16 protein-coding genes are annotated in these 17,749 nt (G+C 41.5%); 10 read left to right on the top strand and 6 right to left on the bottom strand.

What is annotated here, in order from left to right; translation table 11 throughout:
* From AC1DYB_RS29795 to AC1DYB_RS29785, 3 genes are all read right to left on the bottom strand, one after another.
* Nucleotides 1-675 (bottom strand): transposase family protein (locus AC1DYB_RS29795; RefSeq protein WP_477440493.1); only part of this gene is annotated, 675 nt, incomplete at its 3' end.
* Between the two features lie 110 nt (nt 676-785).
* Nucleotides 786-1,748 carry an oxygen-dependent tRNA uridine(34) hydroxylase TrhO gene (gene trhO, locus AC1DYB_RS29790; protein ID WP_477440491.1) on the bottom strand — a complete coding sequence of 321 codons (963 nt, stop codon included), beginning with the start codon at nt 1,746-1,748 and terminating at the stop codon, nt 786-788.
* Between the two features lie 200 nt (nt 1,749-1,948).
* Nucleotides 1,949-4,429 (bottom strand): DUF5686 family protein, encoded by a 2,481-nt coding sequence (locus tag AC1DYB_RS29785; protein ID WP_477440489.1) that lies wholly within the window; start codon nt 4,427-4,429, stop codon nt 1,949-1,951.
* Between the two features lie 129 nt (nt 4,430-4,558).
* Here AC1DYB_RS29785 and kbl point away from each other — a divergent pair, with 129 nt between their 5' ends.
* From kbl to AC1DYB_RS29765, 4 genes are all read left to right on the top strand, one after another.
* Nucleotides 4,559-5,749 carry a glycine C-acetyltransferase gene (gene kbl, locus AC1DYB_RS29780; RefSeq protein WP_477440487.1) on the top strand — a complete coding sequence of 397 codons (1,191 nt, stop codon included), beginning with the start codon at nt 4,559-4,561 and terminating at the stop codon, nt 5,747-5,749.
* Nucleotides 5,750-5,821: 72 nt separating this feature from the next.
* Nucleotides 5,822-6,856, top strand: coding sequence for a phenylalanine--tRNA ligase subunit alpha (gene pheS / locus AC1DYB_RS29775; RefSeq protein WP_295718194.1), 1,035 nt, complete (start codon nt 5,822-5,824; stop codon nt 6,854-6,856).
* Nucleotides 6,853-7,266, top strand: coding sequence for a Rieske (2Fe-2S) protein (locus AC1DYB_RS29770; protein ID WP_477440485.1), 414 nt, complete (start codon nt 6,853-6,855; stop codon nt 7,264-7,266). The genes pheS and AC1DYB_RS29770 overlap by 4 nt, the downstream gene beginning before the upstream one ends.
* Before the next feature lie 3 nt (nt 7,267-7,269).
* Nucleotides 7,270-7,851: a TetR/AcrR family transcriptional regulator gene (locus AC1DYB_RS29765; RefSeq protein WP_295718190.1), complete on the top strand. Its 582-nt coding sequence runs from the start codon at nt 7,270-7,272 to the stop codon at nt 7,849-7,851.
* Nucleotides 7,852-7,857: 6 nt separating this feature from the next.
* Here AC1DYB_RS29765 and AC1DYB_RS29760 read toward each other — a convergent pair whose 3' ends face one another.
* Nucleotides 7,858-8,127: a hypothetical protein gene (locus tag AC1DYB_RS29760; protein ID WP_295718188.1), complete on the bottom strand. Its 270-nt coding sequence runs from the start codon at nt 8,125-8,127 to the stop codon at nt 7,858-7,860.
* Nucleotides 8,128-8,415: 288 nt separating this feature from the next.
* On the opposite strand from AC1DYB_RS29760, the gene creD reads away from it, so the two are divergent.
* The 4 genes from creD to AC1DYB_RS29740 all read left to right on the top strand — a co-directional run bounded on the left by creD (nt 8,416) and on the right by AC1DYB_RS29740 (nt 12,648).
* The gene (creD, locus tag AC1DYB_RS29755; RefSeq protein ID WP_477440483.1) at nt 8,416-9,762 is read left to right on the top strand and encodes a cell envelope integrity protein CreD; all 1,347 of its coding nucleotides are present in this window, start codon (nt 8,416-8,418) and stop codon (nt 9,760-9,762) included.
* Between the two features lie 330 nt (nt 9,763-10,092).
* On the top strand, nt 10,093-11,496 hold the full coding sequence (rlmD, locus tag AC1DYB_RS29750; RefSeq protein ID WP_477440481.1) for a 23S rRNA (uracil(1939)-C(5))-methyltransferase RlmD: 1,404 nt from the start codon (nt 10,093-10,095) through the stop codon (nt 11,494-11,496).
* Between the two features lie 177 nt (nt 11,497-11,673).
* Nucleotides 11,674-12,072: a hypothetical protein gene (locus tag AC1DYB_RS29745; RefSeq protein ID WP_477440479.1), complete on the top strand. Its 399-nt coding sequence runs from the start codon at nt 11,674-11,676 to the stop codon at nt 12,070-12,072.
* Between the two features lie 66 nt (nt 12,073-12,138).
* A complete protein-coding gene (locus AC1DYB_RS29740; RefSeq protein WP_477440477.1) occupies nt 12,139-12,648 on the top strand; it encodes a phosphoribosyltransferase family protein in 510 nt (169 codons plus the stop codon).
* Nucleotides 12,649-12,699: 51 nt separating this feature from the next.
* Here AC1DYB_RS29740 and AC1DYB_RS29735 read toward each other — a convergent pair whose 3' ends face one another.
* Together AC1DYB_RS29735 and AC1DYB_RS29730 are read right to left on the bottom strand one after the other, a co-directional pair.
* On the bottom strand, nt 12,700-13,890 hold the full coding sequence (locus AC1DYB_RS29735; RefSeq protein ID WP_477440475.1) for a CapA family protein: 1,191 nt from the start codon (nt 13,888-13,890) through the stop codon (nt 12,700-12,702).
* A gap of 35 nt (nt 13,891-13,925) precedes the next feature.
* Complete coding sequence (locus tag AC1DYB_RS29730; protein WP_477440473.1) at nt 13,926-14,513, bottom strand: C40 family peptidase; 588 nt, start codon at nt 14,511-14,513, stop codon at nt 13,926-13,928.
* A 505-nt stretch (nt 14,514-15,018) separates the two neighbouring features.
* Between AC1DYB_RS29730 and pdhA the strand changes: the two genes are divergently transcribed.
* Both pdhA and AC1DYB_RS29720 read left to right on the top strand, forming a co-directional pair.
* Nucleotides 15,019-16,014: a pyruvate dehydrogenase (acetyl-transferring) E1 component subunit alpha gene (gene pdhA / locus AC1DYB_RS29725; protein ID WP_295718177.1), complete on the top strand. Its 996-nt coding sequence runs from the start codon at nt 15,019-15,021 to the stop codon at nt 16,012-16,014.
* A 45-nt stretch (nt 16,015-16,059) separates the two neighbouring features.
* Nucleotides 16,060-17,706: a 2-oxo acid dehydrogenase subunit E2 gene (locus tag AC1DYB_RS29720; RefSeq protein WP_477440471.1), complete on the top strand. Its 1,647-nt coding sequence runs from the start codon at nt 16,060-16,062 to the stop codon at nt 17,704-17,706.
* The last annotated feature ends 43 nt before the right edge of the window (nt 17,707-17,749 follow it).

Below are 17,749 nucleotides of genomic sequence, written 5' to 3'. Positions count from 1 at the left end.
GTTATCAGCAATGATCTCCTCGAACTGGATGCCGAACTCCCGTTTGAGCGCCTGCATGCAATGCATGGCAGTGAACATGGTGGTCAGCGCGGTGATGTCTTCCATCACCTGTGCCCAGGCCAGGCGGGAATAATCATCCAGCACGCAAAGCAGATATAACCTCCTATTTTGCCCTCTGATCACACTTTTACTTAGGTGATGACAGTCGATATGTCCTAACTGGCCCATGCGTTCTTTAATGATCTTTCGCTTTACTTCCCGGTCTGCCGACTTTAAACGGTTCCGGTTATGCCGCTTCAGGATATTATAGACACCTGAAGGAGACGGTGTAAAGTTATTAGCTTTTTGTTTAAGCTGATTAGTGATCTCAAACTTATTGCAACCCCGGTCCCGCAATTCCAATACCTGCTGTTCATCGTCGGGTAATGGCCGGCGACTACCATATTTGGGACCGCGCTTGCCCGGAAGCAGGTCAAGCTCATTACCCGATTGTTTAAATAAATTGTAATACTTTAAAAAACTTCGGGGATCAGTATCATGTGCTGAATAGAAATCCTTGGCAAACCTAAAAATGGAGTGCTCTCCGCGTTTTACCTGCTCATATTCTGTAATTAGAAAACGATACTTATTCAGGTAGTTCCGCTTTAATGTAAGGTCATTGTTAATGTTTCGCATAGCATTTAGCTTTATTCCTTAAAGCTAATTCTGTTACCGAATTAGTTGACCTTTACAGCAATGACGGGGTTGTTTGTTGTTGTGGGTATTTAAAGTCAGTAATCTTCTAATTATACAGACACTTCTTCTGCGTTTTTTCTTTTTGCCGTATTTACAGGTTGCGGAACTTTTACATAATAGCCGGTACCATCATAAACCCTTTTGCGGGGATGACTTTGGCAGGCATCGCTGCAGCAGCCTTCCATTTGGGAGCCGCACTCATCGCACTGTGTAAAATGCTCGTTGCACTCGGGGTTGGCGCAATTGATCATTTTAGGTGTGGTTTTGCCGCAATTACGGCAGGTGGAGATCACCACCGGATTTACGCTATTTACATCTACAGAAAGGCGGTTATCAAACACATAGCATTTACCTTCAAAATCTTCGCCGCCTGCTTCTTTACCATATTTAATGATACCGCCGTGCAGCTGGTATACTTCGGGAAAACCTTCGTGCAGCAGCAGGGCCGATGCTTTTTCGCACTTAATGCCGCCGGTGCAGTAGGTTAATATTTTTTTATCCTTGTATTTAGCCAACTCGTTGATCATCGCCGGGAAATCCCTGAAATTTTCAATGTCGAGCGTTATCGCGTTTTTAAACTTGCCTAAGGAGTGCTCATAGTTTGAGCGTACGTCCAAAACAACTACATCGTCGCGGTCTTTCATGGCCATAAATTCTTTTGGTTCCAGGTGCTTGCCGGTTTGTTGCTGCGGATTTATCACACCTGGGTCGCGCAGACCTGAGTACACGATCTCGGCTTTGTAACGCACATGCATTTTTACAAATGAAGGTTCTGCAACTTCATCAATTTTAAAGTCGATACCTGCAAAACGTTCGTCGGCATGTATGGTATCCATATAGGCTTTACAAGCTTCAGCAGTACCGGATACGGTACCGTTAAGACCCTCGGTAGCTACAATAATGCGACCGGTTAGACCTAAATCTTTACAAGATTTTAAATGATCGGCAGCAAATTGCTCCGCATCGGCTATTGTTGAATAACAATAGTACAGTAGTGTATTATATATTGCCATAAACCATTGATACTGCTGTAAACAGTGTTAAATGAGGTGCAAAGATAAGGATTTTGGTGAATAGTTGATTAAGTAAGTGGTTGATTAAGTTGGATAGTGAAAAGCATTTTGGTGAATAGTTGATTAAGTTGAGTGGTTGATTAAGTTGGATAGTGACGAGCAACTACTCACCCAATCAACTCAATCAACCACTCACCACCTTACCTTATCCCGTAAAAGATCCTGAATCCCTGCAGGTATTTTTTATTGCCCGCGTAAGATACACCATAATCAACCCTGAAAATAAGGCGTTGTACGCCTACATAAAATTCGCGGTAATTGGGATTGTTTTTGGTGGTGAGGTAATTAGCCCCGATCACTTCTTCCAGCTTGGCCTTCCTAAGGAGGGGAATCTTGTTAAATATTGATCCGGCAAAATTGTGCTGAAAATGGGCTTCGAGAAATGCACCGTTTGTACTGTATGTGTAAAATGGTAAAAAGTGAAAACTGCCCACATAGGTAGGGTCAAAGGTGGTACCCTGGTTACCTAAAAAGTGATTATAATCCATATAATACAGGGTTTTATCATTAAAGAAATCCCCCGCGGTTAATTTGAATGATGAAAAACCGGTTAGCCCCACCCTGATGTTATATTGAGAAACATCAACAGATGTAAAATCATAATTCACATCTGAACCCAATACTCCTTTAATTCCTTTTCGATAATTTAAGGTTAGGGTTGGGTATTTTGATGGCAGGTTTACCTTACCGGTTGGCCGTGTAACATATTGCTGATCGAACGTAAATGCTGCCGCGGTGGTAAAGGTTAATGCCTGGTTCTCGGGGAATAAAAAGGAATGGTCATCTGCTGGTGCTCCCGGCGGGGCCAGCGGATTGTTTGAGGTATAATCCCTGTTTTTAACATCTTTTATGTGCGCGTAAGAGGTATTGTAAAGCTGGCTTCGGCTGGCATAGGTAAAATTTCCGCTCAGTAATACGCCGTTGGTCACCTCTCGCTGGTACCCAAATTGACCGTAGCGGGTGCGGTAATATTTAACATAGTTATTTTCGCTTAAAAGAGTACTTAGGGTGTTGAAATATAGCGATCTGGTACCTACGTTATTTAAATCAAGTATATCGCTGCCAAAGCCCATAAAAAACTTAGCATTATGGAAGGGATCATTTTTATATTCGGAGTAAATATTGGCGCTTAGCATTTTATTTACAAATCCGTAACGTAAGTTGGGCGTTATACTTAGCGAGTGGAAATCATCGAGCTTCCGGGTGTATCTTACCTTGGCGTTGATGCCAAAACCCTCAACAGTGTTGTAATAAAAGGTTTGTAAAAAAGGGTAAACGTAAAGCGAATCCTTTTCACTACGGTCACTGGCGTAGTAACCAAATATTAAATATCCCGGATAGTTGATGTGGTTTTTGGTATGCTGAATAGAATCCAGGTAACGGTCTGTTAATTTATAAGCTGTAATGCTATCTTTCTTTTGGTAATCGCGGGTTTCCCTTGCGGTTAAGGGAACGGGGCGAACGGGTGCCCAGTAATCTTCTTTTTTTGAATTTGCGGCAGTATCAATCTTTAAAACCTCGCCGGTAAAAAAGTGCTCCGGGAAGGGGGGATTGATTTTGTAGTTGTTATAAATAATATCATAATACCCGCCAAATTTAAAACCAAGCACAGCGCCCTTAAAGTTATATTGTACTGCCGATGGCATCCACACGCTATCGGTTATAGCCACATATTGCTGGGTGATGTGTAAAGTATCAATCAGGTTGAGGCTGTTTATGCCATTAGCCAGGTACAAGTCGGCACTGTATAGTCGCCAGTCGCCATCTACAATATAAATATCTCCCTGAAAATACTGTCCGTGACTGCGGCGGGGTATCACCTGTATCTTATCTATAACGCGACCATTTTCATTTGATACCCCCAATAATTTGTACCTGTAAAATGTTAAAGCATTTGATGCCAGGGGCGATACAAAGCCACGGGTGCTTAAACCATTTATGGTAAATACGTTGTTATAAAAATTCACCTGCAGATCAGATGCCTTGTTATAGCTGAATGCCGTATTTATACCTGCTGTTCTGTTAGCAATAGTGACTTCTTTTGTTTTATGGGGCCGTTGAAAATTATAATCAGATAATGATTCCTGCTGATAAAGAATCCCGCGGCCCATTGAATCAAGGTCAAGCGTACGAATAACCTCTTTTGATAACAGCGATTTTGGGGCACTTAGTAGTTTTTGCACCCCTTTAACGTAAACAGCGCAGGAATAGGAGGTGGCTTCATCCAGGTAATATTTCCGTTTTTTGATCACCTGTTTCATGATGGTATCGGCAGCATCGCGGTTTTTACGATAAATGGCAGCTACTCTTTCCGTCCCAAATATCTCGTCATCCATCTGCACATTCAGCGTTTCATCATGATCTGTTATGGTTACTTTAACCTCTCTTTCGTTAAAGCCAACAAAACGATAGGTAAGGTTATAATTACCCGGCGAAAGCTTGAACTGGTACAATCCATTTTCGTTGGCTGTGGTGCCGTATGTTGAGTTGCGGATATATACCGAAGTAAAGGGAATTACATTGTTTTTTTGATCGGTTATCCGGCCGGATAGCAGGTATTGCTGCCCAAAGGCATTGAGTGTGCATAAAATAGTGACAATCAGGAGTAAGTTTCTTTTCATAGTCTTTAATAAGAATACTTTTTCCCGGTAAAATGTTTTATTTAAACATCTATTAAATATTTAGGACCTAATTAAGCATTCCAAATGCCCGTGAATGTTTAATTTTGCCACCTTTAAATACCATATACTATGTATAATACACTAAAGCCGGTTTTACAGCAAGAACTTGAAGCCATTGAAAATGCGGGATTATATAAAAAAGAACGCATTATTATATCACCACAGGGTGCGGATATTACTGTACAGGGAGGCAATGAGGTTATTAACTTTTGCGCTAATAATTACCTTGGCTTATCTGCCAACCCTAAAGTGATACAGGCAGCTAAGGATGCAATGGATACACACGGCTATGGTTTATCATCTGTACGTTTCATCTGCGGAACACAGGATATACATAAGGAACTTGAAAAAAAGATTGCCGAATTTTTAGGCACTGAAGATACTATACTTTACGCCGCGGCTTTTGATGCCAATGGCGGTGTGTTTGAGCCACTGTTTAATGAGCAGGATGCCATTATATCTGATGAGTTGAACCATGCTTCTATTATAGATGGCGTTCGCCTTTGCAAGGCTCAGCGCCAGCGCTACAAGCACGATGATATGGCCGACCTGGAAGAAAAATTGAAAGCGACCGAAAGCTGCCGTCACCGTATCATTGTTACCGATGGCGCATTCAGCATGGATGGCACCATAGCACAGCTTGATAAAATTTGCGCTTTGGCAGAGCAATACAATGCTTTGGTAATGATTGACGAAAGTCATTGCAGCGGTTTTATGGGCAAAACCGGGAGAGGTACGCATGAGCATCATAACGTGATGGGTAAAATTGATATTATTACCGGCACATTAGGTAAAGCTTTGGGTGGTGCATCGGGCGGGTTTACATCTGGCCGCAAAGAAATTATTGATATGCTGCGCCAGCGTTCGCGCCCGTACCTGTTCTCTAATACGCTCGCGCCATCAATCACCGGTGCTTCTATAGCTGTGTTGGATATGCTGAGCGAGACTACCAAACTGCGCGATAAACTGGAATCCAACACCCAATACTTTCGCCAAAAAATGACCGAAGCAGGGTTCGATATAAAACCGGGCGTACATCCTATTGTTCCTGTTATGCTTTATGAGGCAAAATTAGCCCAGGAGTTTGCAGCTAAAATGTTGGAGGAAGGCATTTATGTAATCGGCTTTTACTACCCGGTAGTTCCGCAGGGTAAGGCGCGTATCCGTGTGCAGATCTCTGCCGCGCATGATATGCATCATTTAGATAAAGCCATTGCCGCGTTTACCAAAGTGGGTAAGGAATTAGGAGTGATTAAATAATTTTATATTTGTATCTTATTGTAAGCATGATTTATTCATGCTTACCTGTTTTAATAATAGTTAAGGGAAATAATGCAAGCTCAAATAGACCAATATACTGCCGAGATCAATGCCTTTTCGCCGGCTAATGCTGATGAACTGGAAGCGTTCCGTATAAAATTTTTAGGTACCAAAGGAATTATCAAAGACCTGTTTGAGCAATTCAAAAGCGTAGGTGCCGAAGAAAAAAGGATTTTTGGTAAGGTACTTAACCAGTTTAAACAAACGGCAGAAGCTAAGTATGCTGAGTTGAAGGATGGGCTTGATGCTGGTCCGCAGGCTAAGGATCTGGATATTGATTTAACTTTACCAGGCGATGGCTTTACTGTTGGTTCGCGCCACCCGCTATCTTTGGTACGTACCGAGATCATAGATATATTTAAACGCCTGGGGTTTGTGGTTGCAGAAGGACCGGAGATTGAAGACGACTGGCACAACTTTTCGGCGTTGAACTTTCCTGAAGAACACCCGGCCCGCGATATGCAGGATACCTTTTTCATTAAAAAGAACCATGGTAAGGATGATATTGCTTTACGTACCCACACATCATCGGTACAGGTAAGGATGATGGAGCAGGGTAAACCGCCGTTCAGGGCTATTATGCCTGGTCGCGTTTACCGTAATGAAGCTATCTCTGCACGTGCGCATTGCTTTTTTCACCAGGTTGAGGGTTTATATGTTGATGAAAATGTATCCTTTGCCGATTTGAAACAAACGCTTTATCACTTTGTGCAGGAACTTTATGGTGAAGGCACCCGGGTACGTTTCCGCCCTTCGTACTTCCCGTTCACCGAGCCATCTGCCGAGATGGACATATCCTGCACCATTTGTGGTGGCTCTGGCTGTAACATGTGTAAATACAGCGGCTGGGTTGAAATATTGGGCTGCGGTATGGTTGATCCCAATGTTTTGGAAAACTGCGGTATTGATAGTAAGAAATTTACTGGTTTTGCGTTTGGTATGGGTATGGAACGCATAGCCAATTTAAAATATGTTATTCGTGATCTTCGCTTGTTCTCAGAGAACGATGTGCGTTTCCTGAAGCAGTTTACTACAGAGATGCTATGAGGAAAGCTATAATTTTAATTGTAGTTTGCATTAGTTTATTTTCTTGTGGAAAAGGAGGGAGTCCTGTTCCAAGTGTTCCTGTCAATTATAGTGGGGAAATATTTTCGCCTCCATTAAATAAGCTTAGTAATGGTGGCCCCCCCGTTTTTATTAATGGCTACGGTGTTGCCGGTATCATCATTTATAAAACGTTCCAGGGAAATTATGTAGCTTATGACAGGTGCAGCAGCTATCAACCCGAAAAAAAATGCGCCGTAAACCTTGATGATTCAGGTGTTACACTTGTCGATCCATGCAGTGGTTCGAAATTTTCCTTAGAGGATGGCACCCCGGTTAAAGCACCTGCGGTTAAAGCGCTTAGGGTTTACCAGGTAATAATAAGCCAATACACACTTCAAGTAGTTAATTGATACATGGAAGCCGATAAAATAAAAGACAGTATAAAGCGGGCGGCGCAGGACCTATTCCGCAAATTCGGTTACCATAAAACCAGTGTTAACGAGATTGCCAAAAAAGCAAAAATAGCAAAGGCCACTATCTATAAATACTTTGATAGTAAAGAGGCTGTACTGCACATTTTGCTAATGGATTATATTAAAGCCAGTGTTGATGATTTGGTTCAAAGCAATACACCCGATATGGATGAAGAGGCTCACCTTAACAACCTGATCATGAAAACCTGCAGGCTGTCATACACCGTGTGTAATGAGTTTATCGGGTGGGATTTCATTCGCGAATCAACCAACTCACAGGATTTTTTAAAGAACCTATCCAACGAGCTGGAAGAAATGCTGATGGCTTCATTCATTCAGCTGCCCGGTATCCGTAAGCACGAAACCTATCACCAGCGTTTGCGGTTTTTAATTAAATGCAGCAAAAGTATTGTGTTTAGCTTCGCGTTTACTTCGGTAAGTGATTCAGATGTGCGTAAGAACTTTGTTTCTTTTCAAAAAGAGATTTTGCCGTACTTGGTGAAGGCGGCTATCGCGGTTTAAGGCTTTTCATTCTATTTTAAAACTTATTGTGCCGCTTTCCTCTACATCCCAAATGGTTGAGGCTTCTATATTAATTGAATTTAAATTCAAAAAGGTATCCGCCTGCTCCAGGTAATCGCCTTCGATGTCACCAAGCCGGGGAACGCCAATTATTGTGTTATCAATATTGACTCTCCTTATTCTGTCTGTAAGCAAGGCTAAGGTTTTTTGTGAATAGCTGGTGACTACATCGCTGGCTATCTCGCCATTTTTGTCAAATAAAAAGTAATCAGTCATTAAAATCGAAAAAAACTGATTGTCGCGTCTATCATAGTAAAACACCTCCGAAAATCTCGTCGGTGATTGTTGGAGGCCCGCTATTAACCAATTATATATTTGTTCCTGTGTGGTCATTTATAAAGATAGAGAACATTACGGGTGATATTTGAATCATTAATTTTATTTCTTTAGTAACTTTTAAATTCAAAGTTCTTTTATTTAATTTGTATCTCAGAAAGCGGGCCATCAATGGCCATTATTTTTATGTCTTTACTTTGAAACGCAAAGTACTTTACACTGAATGAAATGATAGAAGAACAACCACGCACAATAATGGATTGGCTCAAGGAGTCGGTAACCGTTAAATTACTTTTTATTGGGGTATTAATAATTGTATTGCTTATTCCATCATCGCTGATCAATGACCTGATCAACGAACGGGCAGGGCGCCAGAATGAAATGATCAAAGATGTATCAGATAAATGGTCGGGTGAGCAATTAGTGATGGGGCCGGTGCTGGTTATTCCCTATAAAAAACATGTGCAAAAAATTGACACCGCAAATAAGGTAACTACCCGCGATGTCATCGAAAACCTGTACGTGCTGCCCAATAATTTGAATATTAAAGCAAGTCTTAATACGCAAATATTGCACCGCGGAATTTTTGATGTCGCAGTTTATAATTCGTTAGTTAAAGTATCGGGTAATTTTTCTAAGGCTGATCTGGGTAGCCTTTCTTTAACTGCCGACCAGCTTTTGTTGGATAAGGCGCACCTTGTGTTCAGTATTTCCGATTTAAAGGGTTTGAAAAATAATCCGGTTGTTAAAGCAGGTGGACAAACTTTAACTGCCGAACCCGTATTTGGCAATACTTTATTAATGGGCGATGGTTTGCAGGCTGCCATAAACCTATCTGGATTAAAGGACGGTGAATTTACTTTTGATTATAACCTGGATATGAAAGGCAGCCAGGAACTAAGTTTTTTACATTTGGGTAAAACTACCGATGTACAGGCAAGCGGCACGTGGACGAGCCCCAGTTTCGATGGTCGTTCGCTGCCCGATGAACGCAAGGTCGACGCAAATGGTTTTAGTGCAAGCTGGAAAATGCTGTATTATAACAGGCCGTTTCCACAACAATGGGTAGATGATAATAGATTGCTAAGCAACGCTAAGAAGTTAACTGATGCCAGCTTTGGAATTAAACTTCGCTTACCCATAGATCAGTACCAGAAAACTACCCGTACAAGTAAATACGCCATACTAATTATACTGCTCACCTTTATATCCCTGTTTTTAACTGAAGTGATCAGGAAGCAAAGTGTTCATATATTCAATTATGTACTTATTGCTGCTGCTATGATCATTTATTATTTGCTGCTATTGTCGTTCTCCGAGCAGATAGGTTATAACTGGGCCTACTTGGTGGCGTCGGTTTCAACCATCATATTGACGGCAACATTCATTGCTTCAATTTTAAAAAATAAGATGGCGGCAATACTGTTTGCATTTATCCTTGCTGTACTTTACACATTCATCTTCGTGATTATTCAGCTTGAGGATTTAGCGCTTATGGTGGGTAGTATCGCCTTATTTATTATTGTGGGCATACTAATGTTTTTTTCGCGGAAGATTAATTGGGATAGGCATTAATGTTTAAGATAGGCATACCTCTAAGTATATATGTTACGGGCTATTGGAAAAAAAATTATCTAATAAAATACCATATACCGTTTTGGTATATGGTATTTTATTTACTATGTTTGCATAGTAAACTCAAAAGCTATGAGCCCGGAACTAACAGATTTTTCTAACCAGATAGACGAGCAGTTCGAGATTGAGGATGTATCAACAATTGGTATCATAAGCTTCCTGTTGAGCTTGTTGGCTTAACAGTATTAGCATGCCGCCTTTTGTATGTTATCACCCTGATTCTTGTATCGTACTTCATGATTATGCTTTTTTGCATAACTTTGCAGCCTGATGAATAAAGTTGCGAAACAGAAGTTTTTTGAAGACGTTCGGATAATTGATATTGCCGAAGAAGGTAAAGGGGTAGGTAAGGCAGACGAGTTTGTGCTTTTTGTGGATAAAGCCATCCCCGGCGATATAGTAGATGTACAGGTTTACAAAAGCAAAAAGAATTTTGGTGAGGCAAAGATCACCGAACTAAAACAAGCTTCAGAATATCGTACCGATCCTTTCTGTGAACATTTTGGAACGTGTGGGGGCTGTAAATGGCAGCATATGACCTATGAGGCACAGTTAAAGTTCAAACAAAAATCTGTTGCCGATGCGCTTGGCCGCATTGCTAAAATTGATGTTGATGGCATCATGGATATTATCCCTTCACCAGCCGATCGTTATTACCGCAACAAGCTGGAGTACACCTTTAGCAACAAACGCTGGTTGTATGATGGCGAGAACAAGGAGGATGAAACGCTAAACATGAACGCGTTGGGCTTCCATATTCCCGGTCGCTTTGATAAAATATTGGATGTAAATCACTGCTATCTGCAGGCGGAACCATCAAACAGCTTGCGTAACAGCATTCGCGATTTTGTGATTGAGCAAGGTTATTCTTTTTATAACCTGCGCGGCCACGAAGGTTCGTTACGTAACCTCATCATCCGCACCTCTTCTACCGGCGAGATCATGGTGATTGTTGTTTTTGCTTACGTAAGCGAAGAGGAAGTGAATAAGCTCATGGGCTTTATTGATGCCGGTTTCCCTGAGATCACCTCATTATTATATATCATCAACCATAAAAAAAACGATACCATTTTTGATCAGGATGTAGTGGCTTTTAAAGGCCCCGAATATATTCATGAGGAAATGAACGGAATAAAATTCCGTATTGGTCCAAAATCATTTTACCAAACCAACAGCATACAGGCCCTGCGCCTATATGAAATAACCCGCGATTTTGCAGGCTTTACCGGCAACGAATTGGTTTATGATTTATATACCGGCGCCGGTACCATTGCTAATTTTATTGCAGGCAGTGTAAAAGAAGTGATAGGGGTAGAGTATGTACCAACAGCCATTGAAGATGCCAAAGTGAACTCGGCCATTAATAACATCACCAATACAAAATTTTATGCCGGTGATATGAAAGATGTACTGGTTGCAGATTTTGTGGCCGAACATGGCAAGCCGGATGTGATCATTACAGATCCGCCGCGTGCCGGTATGCACCCGGATGTAGTTGCCCGCCTGATGGAAATTGAAGCTCCTAAAATTGTTTATGTAAGCTGCAATGCCGCCACCCAGGCCCGCGATTTGCTGGTACTTAAAGAAAAATACGATACTGTAAAAATACAACCTGTTGATATGTTTCCGCATACACAACATGTGGAGAATGTGGTATTGTTGGTATTAAGATAAAGAGAACAAAGACGGAAAGACAAAAGAGCAAAAAAAAACTTGATATTTTGTTTTACTGTAGAGACGCATAATTGCGTCTCCAGCTATACAGGGCGGATTTGCATGCCGGAGACGCAATTATGCGTCTCTACAGTATTTAAATAGCCACTTAGAATTTATTTTTTAGAATTTTAACCTATGCAACCCGAAGACTTATTAAACGAAGGTAATAAAGAAAGCCGGGAGGCGGCCAAGAATAGTCCGCTGTTGAGTTTGGAGCGCGATCTTAAATTTTTTAAAGATTCTATCCACGAGGTGGCGGTCGAGATCATGATGGAAGGCCTTTCATCTTATCCCATCTTTATCGCTCATCAGCATGAACTTAAATTAGGTGAGTTGATATTGGACAGGCATGATTTAAATTCTGACTGGAGTATCCATGCTTCAACACTTGAAGAATTTACCGAACGCGGTATAATTAAGGCCGAGCTAAAAGACCGCTTCATTAACAGCTACAAAAACCCTAACGAATATATGTGCGTGTTTGTGGTAGTACCCGAAGGGGCAAACTTTGTTTACGTTCCGTATAAGAAGTAAACATTGAAGCCATTGCAGGAAAGTAAAATTTATATATTTACCACAGTATTTCTATAGTTAGTAACCATGTCTGAAAAAAAACTCCTGATATTAGACCAGCAGCAGATACAGCAAAAGCTGGACCGTATAGCATACCAGATCCTGGAAGATAATTTCGACGAAGAAGAGATACTGATAGCCGGCATTTTGCCCCGTGGTGACAACATTGCCAACAGGCTTAAAACAATCCTTGATGAAATAGCCCCTTTTAGCACCCGGTTGCTAACCATTGAACTGGATAAACAAAGCAGCAGCCTACAGGCTAAAATTAATTTTAATGTGGCCGATTGCAGCGGTAAGGTAGTGATCCTGGTAGATGATGTGCTGAACAGTGGCAAAACCCTTGCGTATGGCTTTGGCGTTTTTATTGACGTACCACTTAAAAAATTGCGTACCGCAGTATTGATTGATCGTAACCACAAAAGTTTCCCCATAACTACTGATTTTGCAGGCGTAGCCCTATCCACCGTAATTAAAGAACACGTTGATGTGGTGTTGAATGAAGAAGGCGAAGAGGATGCGGTTTATTTGAGATAATAAAAGCTAAAGGCCAAAAGCAGAATGTTTAAAGCTAATATATTACGCAGGTTAACGTTCTTTTGCTAATGATTCCTGTGCTAAGGCGTTCCCGGTTACAGTTGCTGCAATTTCGCCCTCATCAGAAATAGTTAAACCGCTCCCCGGAAAATCTGAATCAGTAAGCGTCCTGATCTTTATCGCTGCCCGGTTCAGTGTATCCCTTACTAATCCCTTATCATGTGCTTGCCTGAAAGATAGAATACGTCCGCTTAAAAACTCGCCTTTCTTATTTACATACACTTTTAACATGGGGGCCAAACCACAAATGCCGGCCACACTTACACAGCGATAGGTGCAAAAATTACCCAGACTGTAGGCAATCAGCCGGTTGTTGTATAATTCCATGGCGCGGTTAACATGTGGGCCATTGCCAAAAATAAGGTCGGCGCCGGCGTCAATGGCATTATGGGCAAAGGCATGCACATCACCTCGCTTTTCATTAATATAAGTTTCCATTTCACAAGGCACATGCTCATAATCAACGCCCTCGCCGCCACCGTGAAAAGATACAATAACCACGTCGCAACGTTGTTTCAGCTCGCTGATAATACGCGCGGCACCTTTCAGGTCAAGTATCGATACGGTATTGGCGTTTGGGGCAAATGAACAAAAGCCGTATTTAATACCGTTCAATTCAAAAACGGTTGAGGGTTTTACCAGTAGTCCCGCATAGTTAATGCCCAGGCTATCCAGTGTTTTGGTTGTGCTTTTACGGCCCTTTATATCAAAGTCGCCAATATGGTTGTTGGCCAGGCTAAGTACATTAAAACCCGCTTCTTTTAAAATAGAAGCATATTTAACAGGCATCCTAAACAGGAAGGCTTTACTTTTTTGATGTAGTTTATAATGAGCCGGATCGCCGGTATCAAGCAGTGATCCTTCCAGGTTACCAAATATTACATCTGCATCTTTCAATTCGGGCTTTACGGCTTTAAAGCTATGGATGGCACTATCTGGGGGCAGGGTTGTACTATCCGGGTATGATGTGCCCAGCATAATATCACCTACCGCGGCAATACATGAGGAATTACGAAGAACGGGAGCGGCCTTTACCGGCTGGATAGCTGCAGGCGGGTTATGTTTCGCCAGGCGATGCTTAATAAGCACAGGGTTTTCACAGGCTTGTAAAAGCAAAATAAAGCAAAAGGCTATAGGCAATAAAAAAAAACGTACAGCAAAAAAAAGTCCCTTCATATTCATGAAAGGACTAATTTAGGTATTTAATTGAATTTCTTTTAATTATTATCCTCTTCCTCGTTGGTTGTAGGGGTGCTGCTGCTTAGCTCATCTTTAAATGAAGCCATCAGGCGGCCGCCTCTGTAAAAATAACGACTGTAGTAATTATCATCAAGGCTGCTGATAGCTACACCTCTTGATGATGCATGAGCAAATCTGCCACCGCCAAGGTAAATACCTACGTGTGATATCCTGCGACTATGTATCTTAAAGAAAACCAGGTCGCCTTCCTTCAGCTCATCTTTGGCAACAGGGTTAACCATGCTGAAAATATCGCGCGAATTTCTTTTAATATCAAGGTTAAATACTTCGCTGTATAATTCTTTGGTAAATGCAGAGCAATCAATACCTTTTCTTGAGCTGCCGCCAAAGTGGTAAGGGGTACCAATCCAGTCGTAAACAAAGTGAAAAAGTTTCATGTTGGAAGTTGCAGATAATGCAACACCCATAATTTGAGATAAATATGTTTTTGCTAAGCCGTCTTGTTCGTCAGTTTTATCTTCGGTAATACTTGCAACACTTTTTGTTTGAGCCTGTGAAGCTAAAACAGTGAAAATTAGGGCAATAGCCAGGGCAAATTTCTTCATTTAATCAGTTGAAATTGTTGATAGGGTCAACAAGTTGTTCGTTAAATTAGACACTTTGTCTATCGTTGAATACAAAACTATCCATATTTTTTAAATTTGCAAATAAAAGGGGCTTTTTTTTCAAAAAATATAAATAAATCGGGCAAACAATAAATCTTATTAATTTATTGCTGTTCCTATTACGAGCAGTCATTATTGAATGTTTTGGAATCTCCTGTCTGATTTAATATTTATTCCAAATTAGCGAAAAAAAAAGTCTCAAATTCAGGACAATTGGACTTTTTTAGGGGTTCAAACACAGAATGTTAACAAAAAAACTTTTGCGAAACCTTTAAATGGCCTTATAAAGTTTGGTTAAACCAACAAAACAGGGCTATAATGCTTACCAAATGTCATCTACATAAAATAAAAAATAAATCTGCATAACAAATTGGTTGCAGTTTCGATAATTTAAAGGATATAATTAGATTTGCGCTTTACTCCAAGAAATAGATTGTTTAATTACATGAGTTCAATCGAAATAACAAAGGACACTTACCTGATGTGGTACGAACAAATGCTGTTGATGCGTAAGTTCGAGGAAAAGGCAGGACAACTATACGGACAACAGAAGATCAGGGGCTTTTGCCACCTGTATATTGGGCAAGAGGCTGTACTGGCCGGAGCTATGTCTGTAATGAAACAGGAAGACAGTATGATCACCGCTTATCGCGATCACGCTCATGCTTTAGCAAAAGGTGTAACACCAAATGCTATCATGGCTGAATTGTATGGTAAAGCAACCGGATGCTCAAAAGGCAAGGGTGGATCAATGCACATGTTTGATAAAGAAAAGCACTTTTATGGTGGCCACGGTATCGTAGGCGGACAAGTACCTATGGGTGCAGGTATCGCTTTTGCCGAGCAATATAAAGGGACCGAATTTGTGAACATAGCCTACATGGGCGATGGTGCTGTGCGCCAGGGTGCACTTACCGAAACCTTTAATATGGCTGCGCTTTGGAAATTACCGGTAATTTTTGTTTGCGAAAACAATGGTTACGCCATGGGTACTTCTGTAGCACGTACTACCATTCAAACTGATATTTATAAATTAGGCTTGCCATATGGTATCCCGTCATCTGCTGTAGATGGTATGGATCCTGCTGCGGTACACGTAGCAATGGATGAGGCTATTTCACGTGCACGTGCCGGTGAAGGACCAACCTTCCTGGAAATGCGCACTTACCGTTATAAAGGTCACTCTATGTCCGATCCTCAAAAGTATCGTACTAAAGAAGAGTTGGAAAGCTACAAAGCAAAAGATCCTATTGAAATCACCCGTCAAACTATTGTTGAAAAGGCTTATGCTGATGATAAATGGTTTGAAGAGATTGATGCCAAGATAAAAGTTTTGGTTGATGAATCGGTTAAGTTTGCCGAAGAGTCACCATGGCCGGAGGCTTCTGAATTATATACCGACGTTTACGTTCAAAGCGATTACCCTTATATTAGGGACTAAGCGCTATATTTATACCAAATTTTTTATAACACATATAAATAGTATATGGCCGAAGTAGTTAGAATGCCTAAAATGAGCGATACCATGACCGAAGGGGTATTGGCGAAATGGCATAAGAAAGTTGGCGATAAAGTAAAATCCGGCGATGTATTGGCCGAGATTGAAACTGATAAAGCTACCATGGATTTTGAATCGTACCAGGATGGCACCTTGTTATTTATAGGTGTTGAAGAAGGTAGCGCTGTTCCGGTTGATGCCGTTATAGCCGTTTTAGGTAAAGATGGCGAAGATTATAAAGCCGTCCTTGCCGATGGTGGTGGCCAGGCTGCTGCACCTGCAAAGGAAGCTGCGCCCGTTGCTGATAAAAAAACTGCCGCAACTGCTGCACCAAAGGTTGATCTGTCAAGCATACCCGCTACTGTAATACGGATGCCTGCCCTTAGCGATACCATGACCGAGGGAGTTATCAATAAATGGAACTTTAAAGTTGGTGATAAAGTAAAATCTGACGATTCATTAGCTGATGTAGAAACCGATAAGGCTACTATGGAAGTTGTGGGTTATGAAGCAGGTACACTTTTATACATCGGCCCTAAAGAAGGCGAAGCTGCTCCTGTAAATGGTATCATAGCCATTGTAGGTAAAGAAGGTACAGATATTACGCCACTATTGCAAGATACAGGCGATGCACCTGCTGCCGCACCTGCGCAAGAAGTCGCACCGGAAGCTACTGCAGCCACCGCTGATGCCGAGCCTGCTGGTTCATCATCTGCAGATGACAGCCGTGTTAAAGCATCACCGCTTGCCCGTAAAATTGCTAAAGATAAAGGCATTAACCTTAATGATGTAAAAGGTAGCGCAGAAGGCGGCCGTATCATCAAAAAGGATATTGAAGAATATACACCAAGTGCTAAACCAGCTCCAGAAGCTGCTCCTGCGCCTGCTGCAGCCGCTTCTGCACCAGCACCTGCTGCAAAAGCTCCTGTAGTATTGCCAACTTATACCGGCGAAGAGAAATTTAGCGAAAGAGCGGTTACCCAGATGCGTAAAGCGATCAGTCGTCGTTTAAGCGAAAGCTTATTTACCGCGCCGCATTTTTACGTAACCATGAGCATTGATATGGACCAGGCTATTGCAGCCCGTACCCGCATCAATGATGTTGCCCCTGTTAAAATATCGTTTAATGATTTTGTATTAAAAGCGTGTGCTGTTGCCTTAAAACAACACCCAGCTATTAATTCGGCATTCATGGGCGATAAGATCCGTACCAACGAGCATATCCACATTGGTGTTGCCGTTGCGGTTGACGAAGGTTTACTGGTACCTGTTATTAAATTTGCCGATGGTAAATCATTAAGCCATATCTCGGTTGAAGTAAAAGAGTTTGCCGGCAAAGCAAAAGCTAAAAAATTACAGCCAGCAGAAATGGAAGGTTCTACCTTCACCATATCAAACTTAGGTATGTTTGGTGTTGATGAGTTTACTGCTATTATTAATACACCTAATGCCTGTATCCTTGCAGTAAGCGGTATACAAGCTGTACCGGTTGTTAAAAATGGCGCTGTAGTACCAGGCAATGTAATGAAGGTTACTTTAAGTGCAGATCACCGTGTAGTTGATGGCGCAACAGCTGCAGCCTTCCTGCAAACACTAAAATCTTTATTAGAAGAACCTGTAAGGTTGTTAATATAAGTTTTGGATTTTCGGACAAAGGACGGAAAGACAAAGGATACAA

This window comes from Mucilaginibacter sp. P2_A4 (assembly GCF_056405015.1).
The sequence above is the reverse complement of the archived record's forward strand: the minus strand, read 5'-3'. Positions and strand labels throughout refer to the sequence as shown.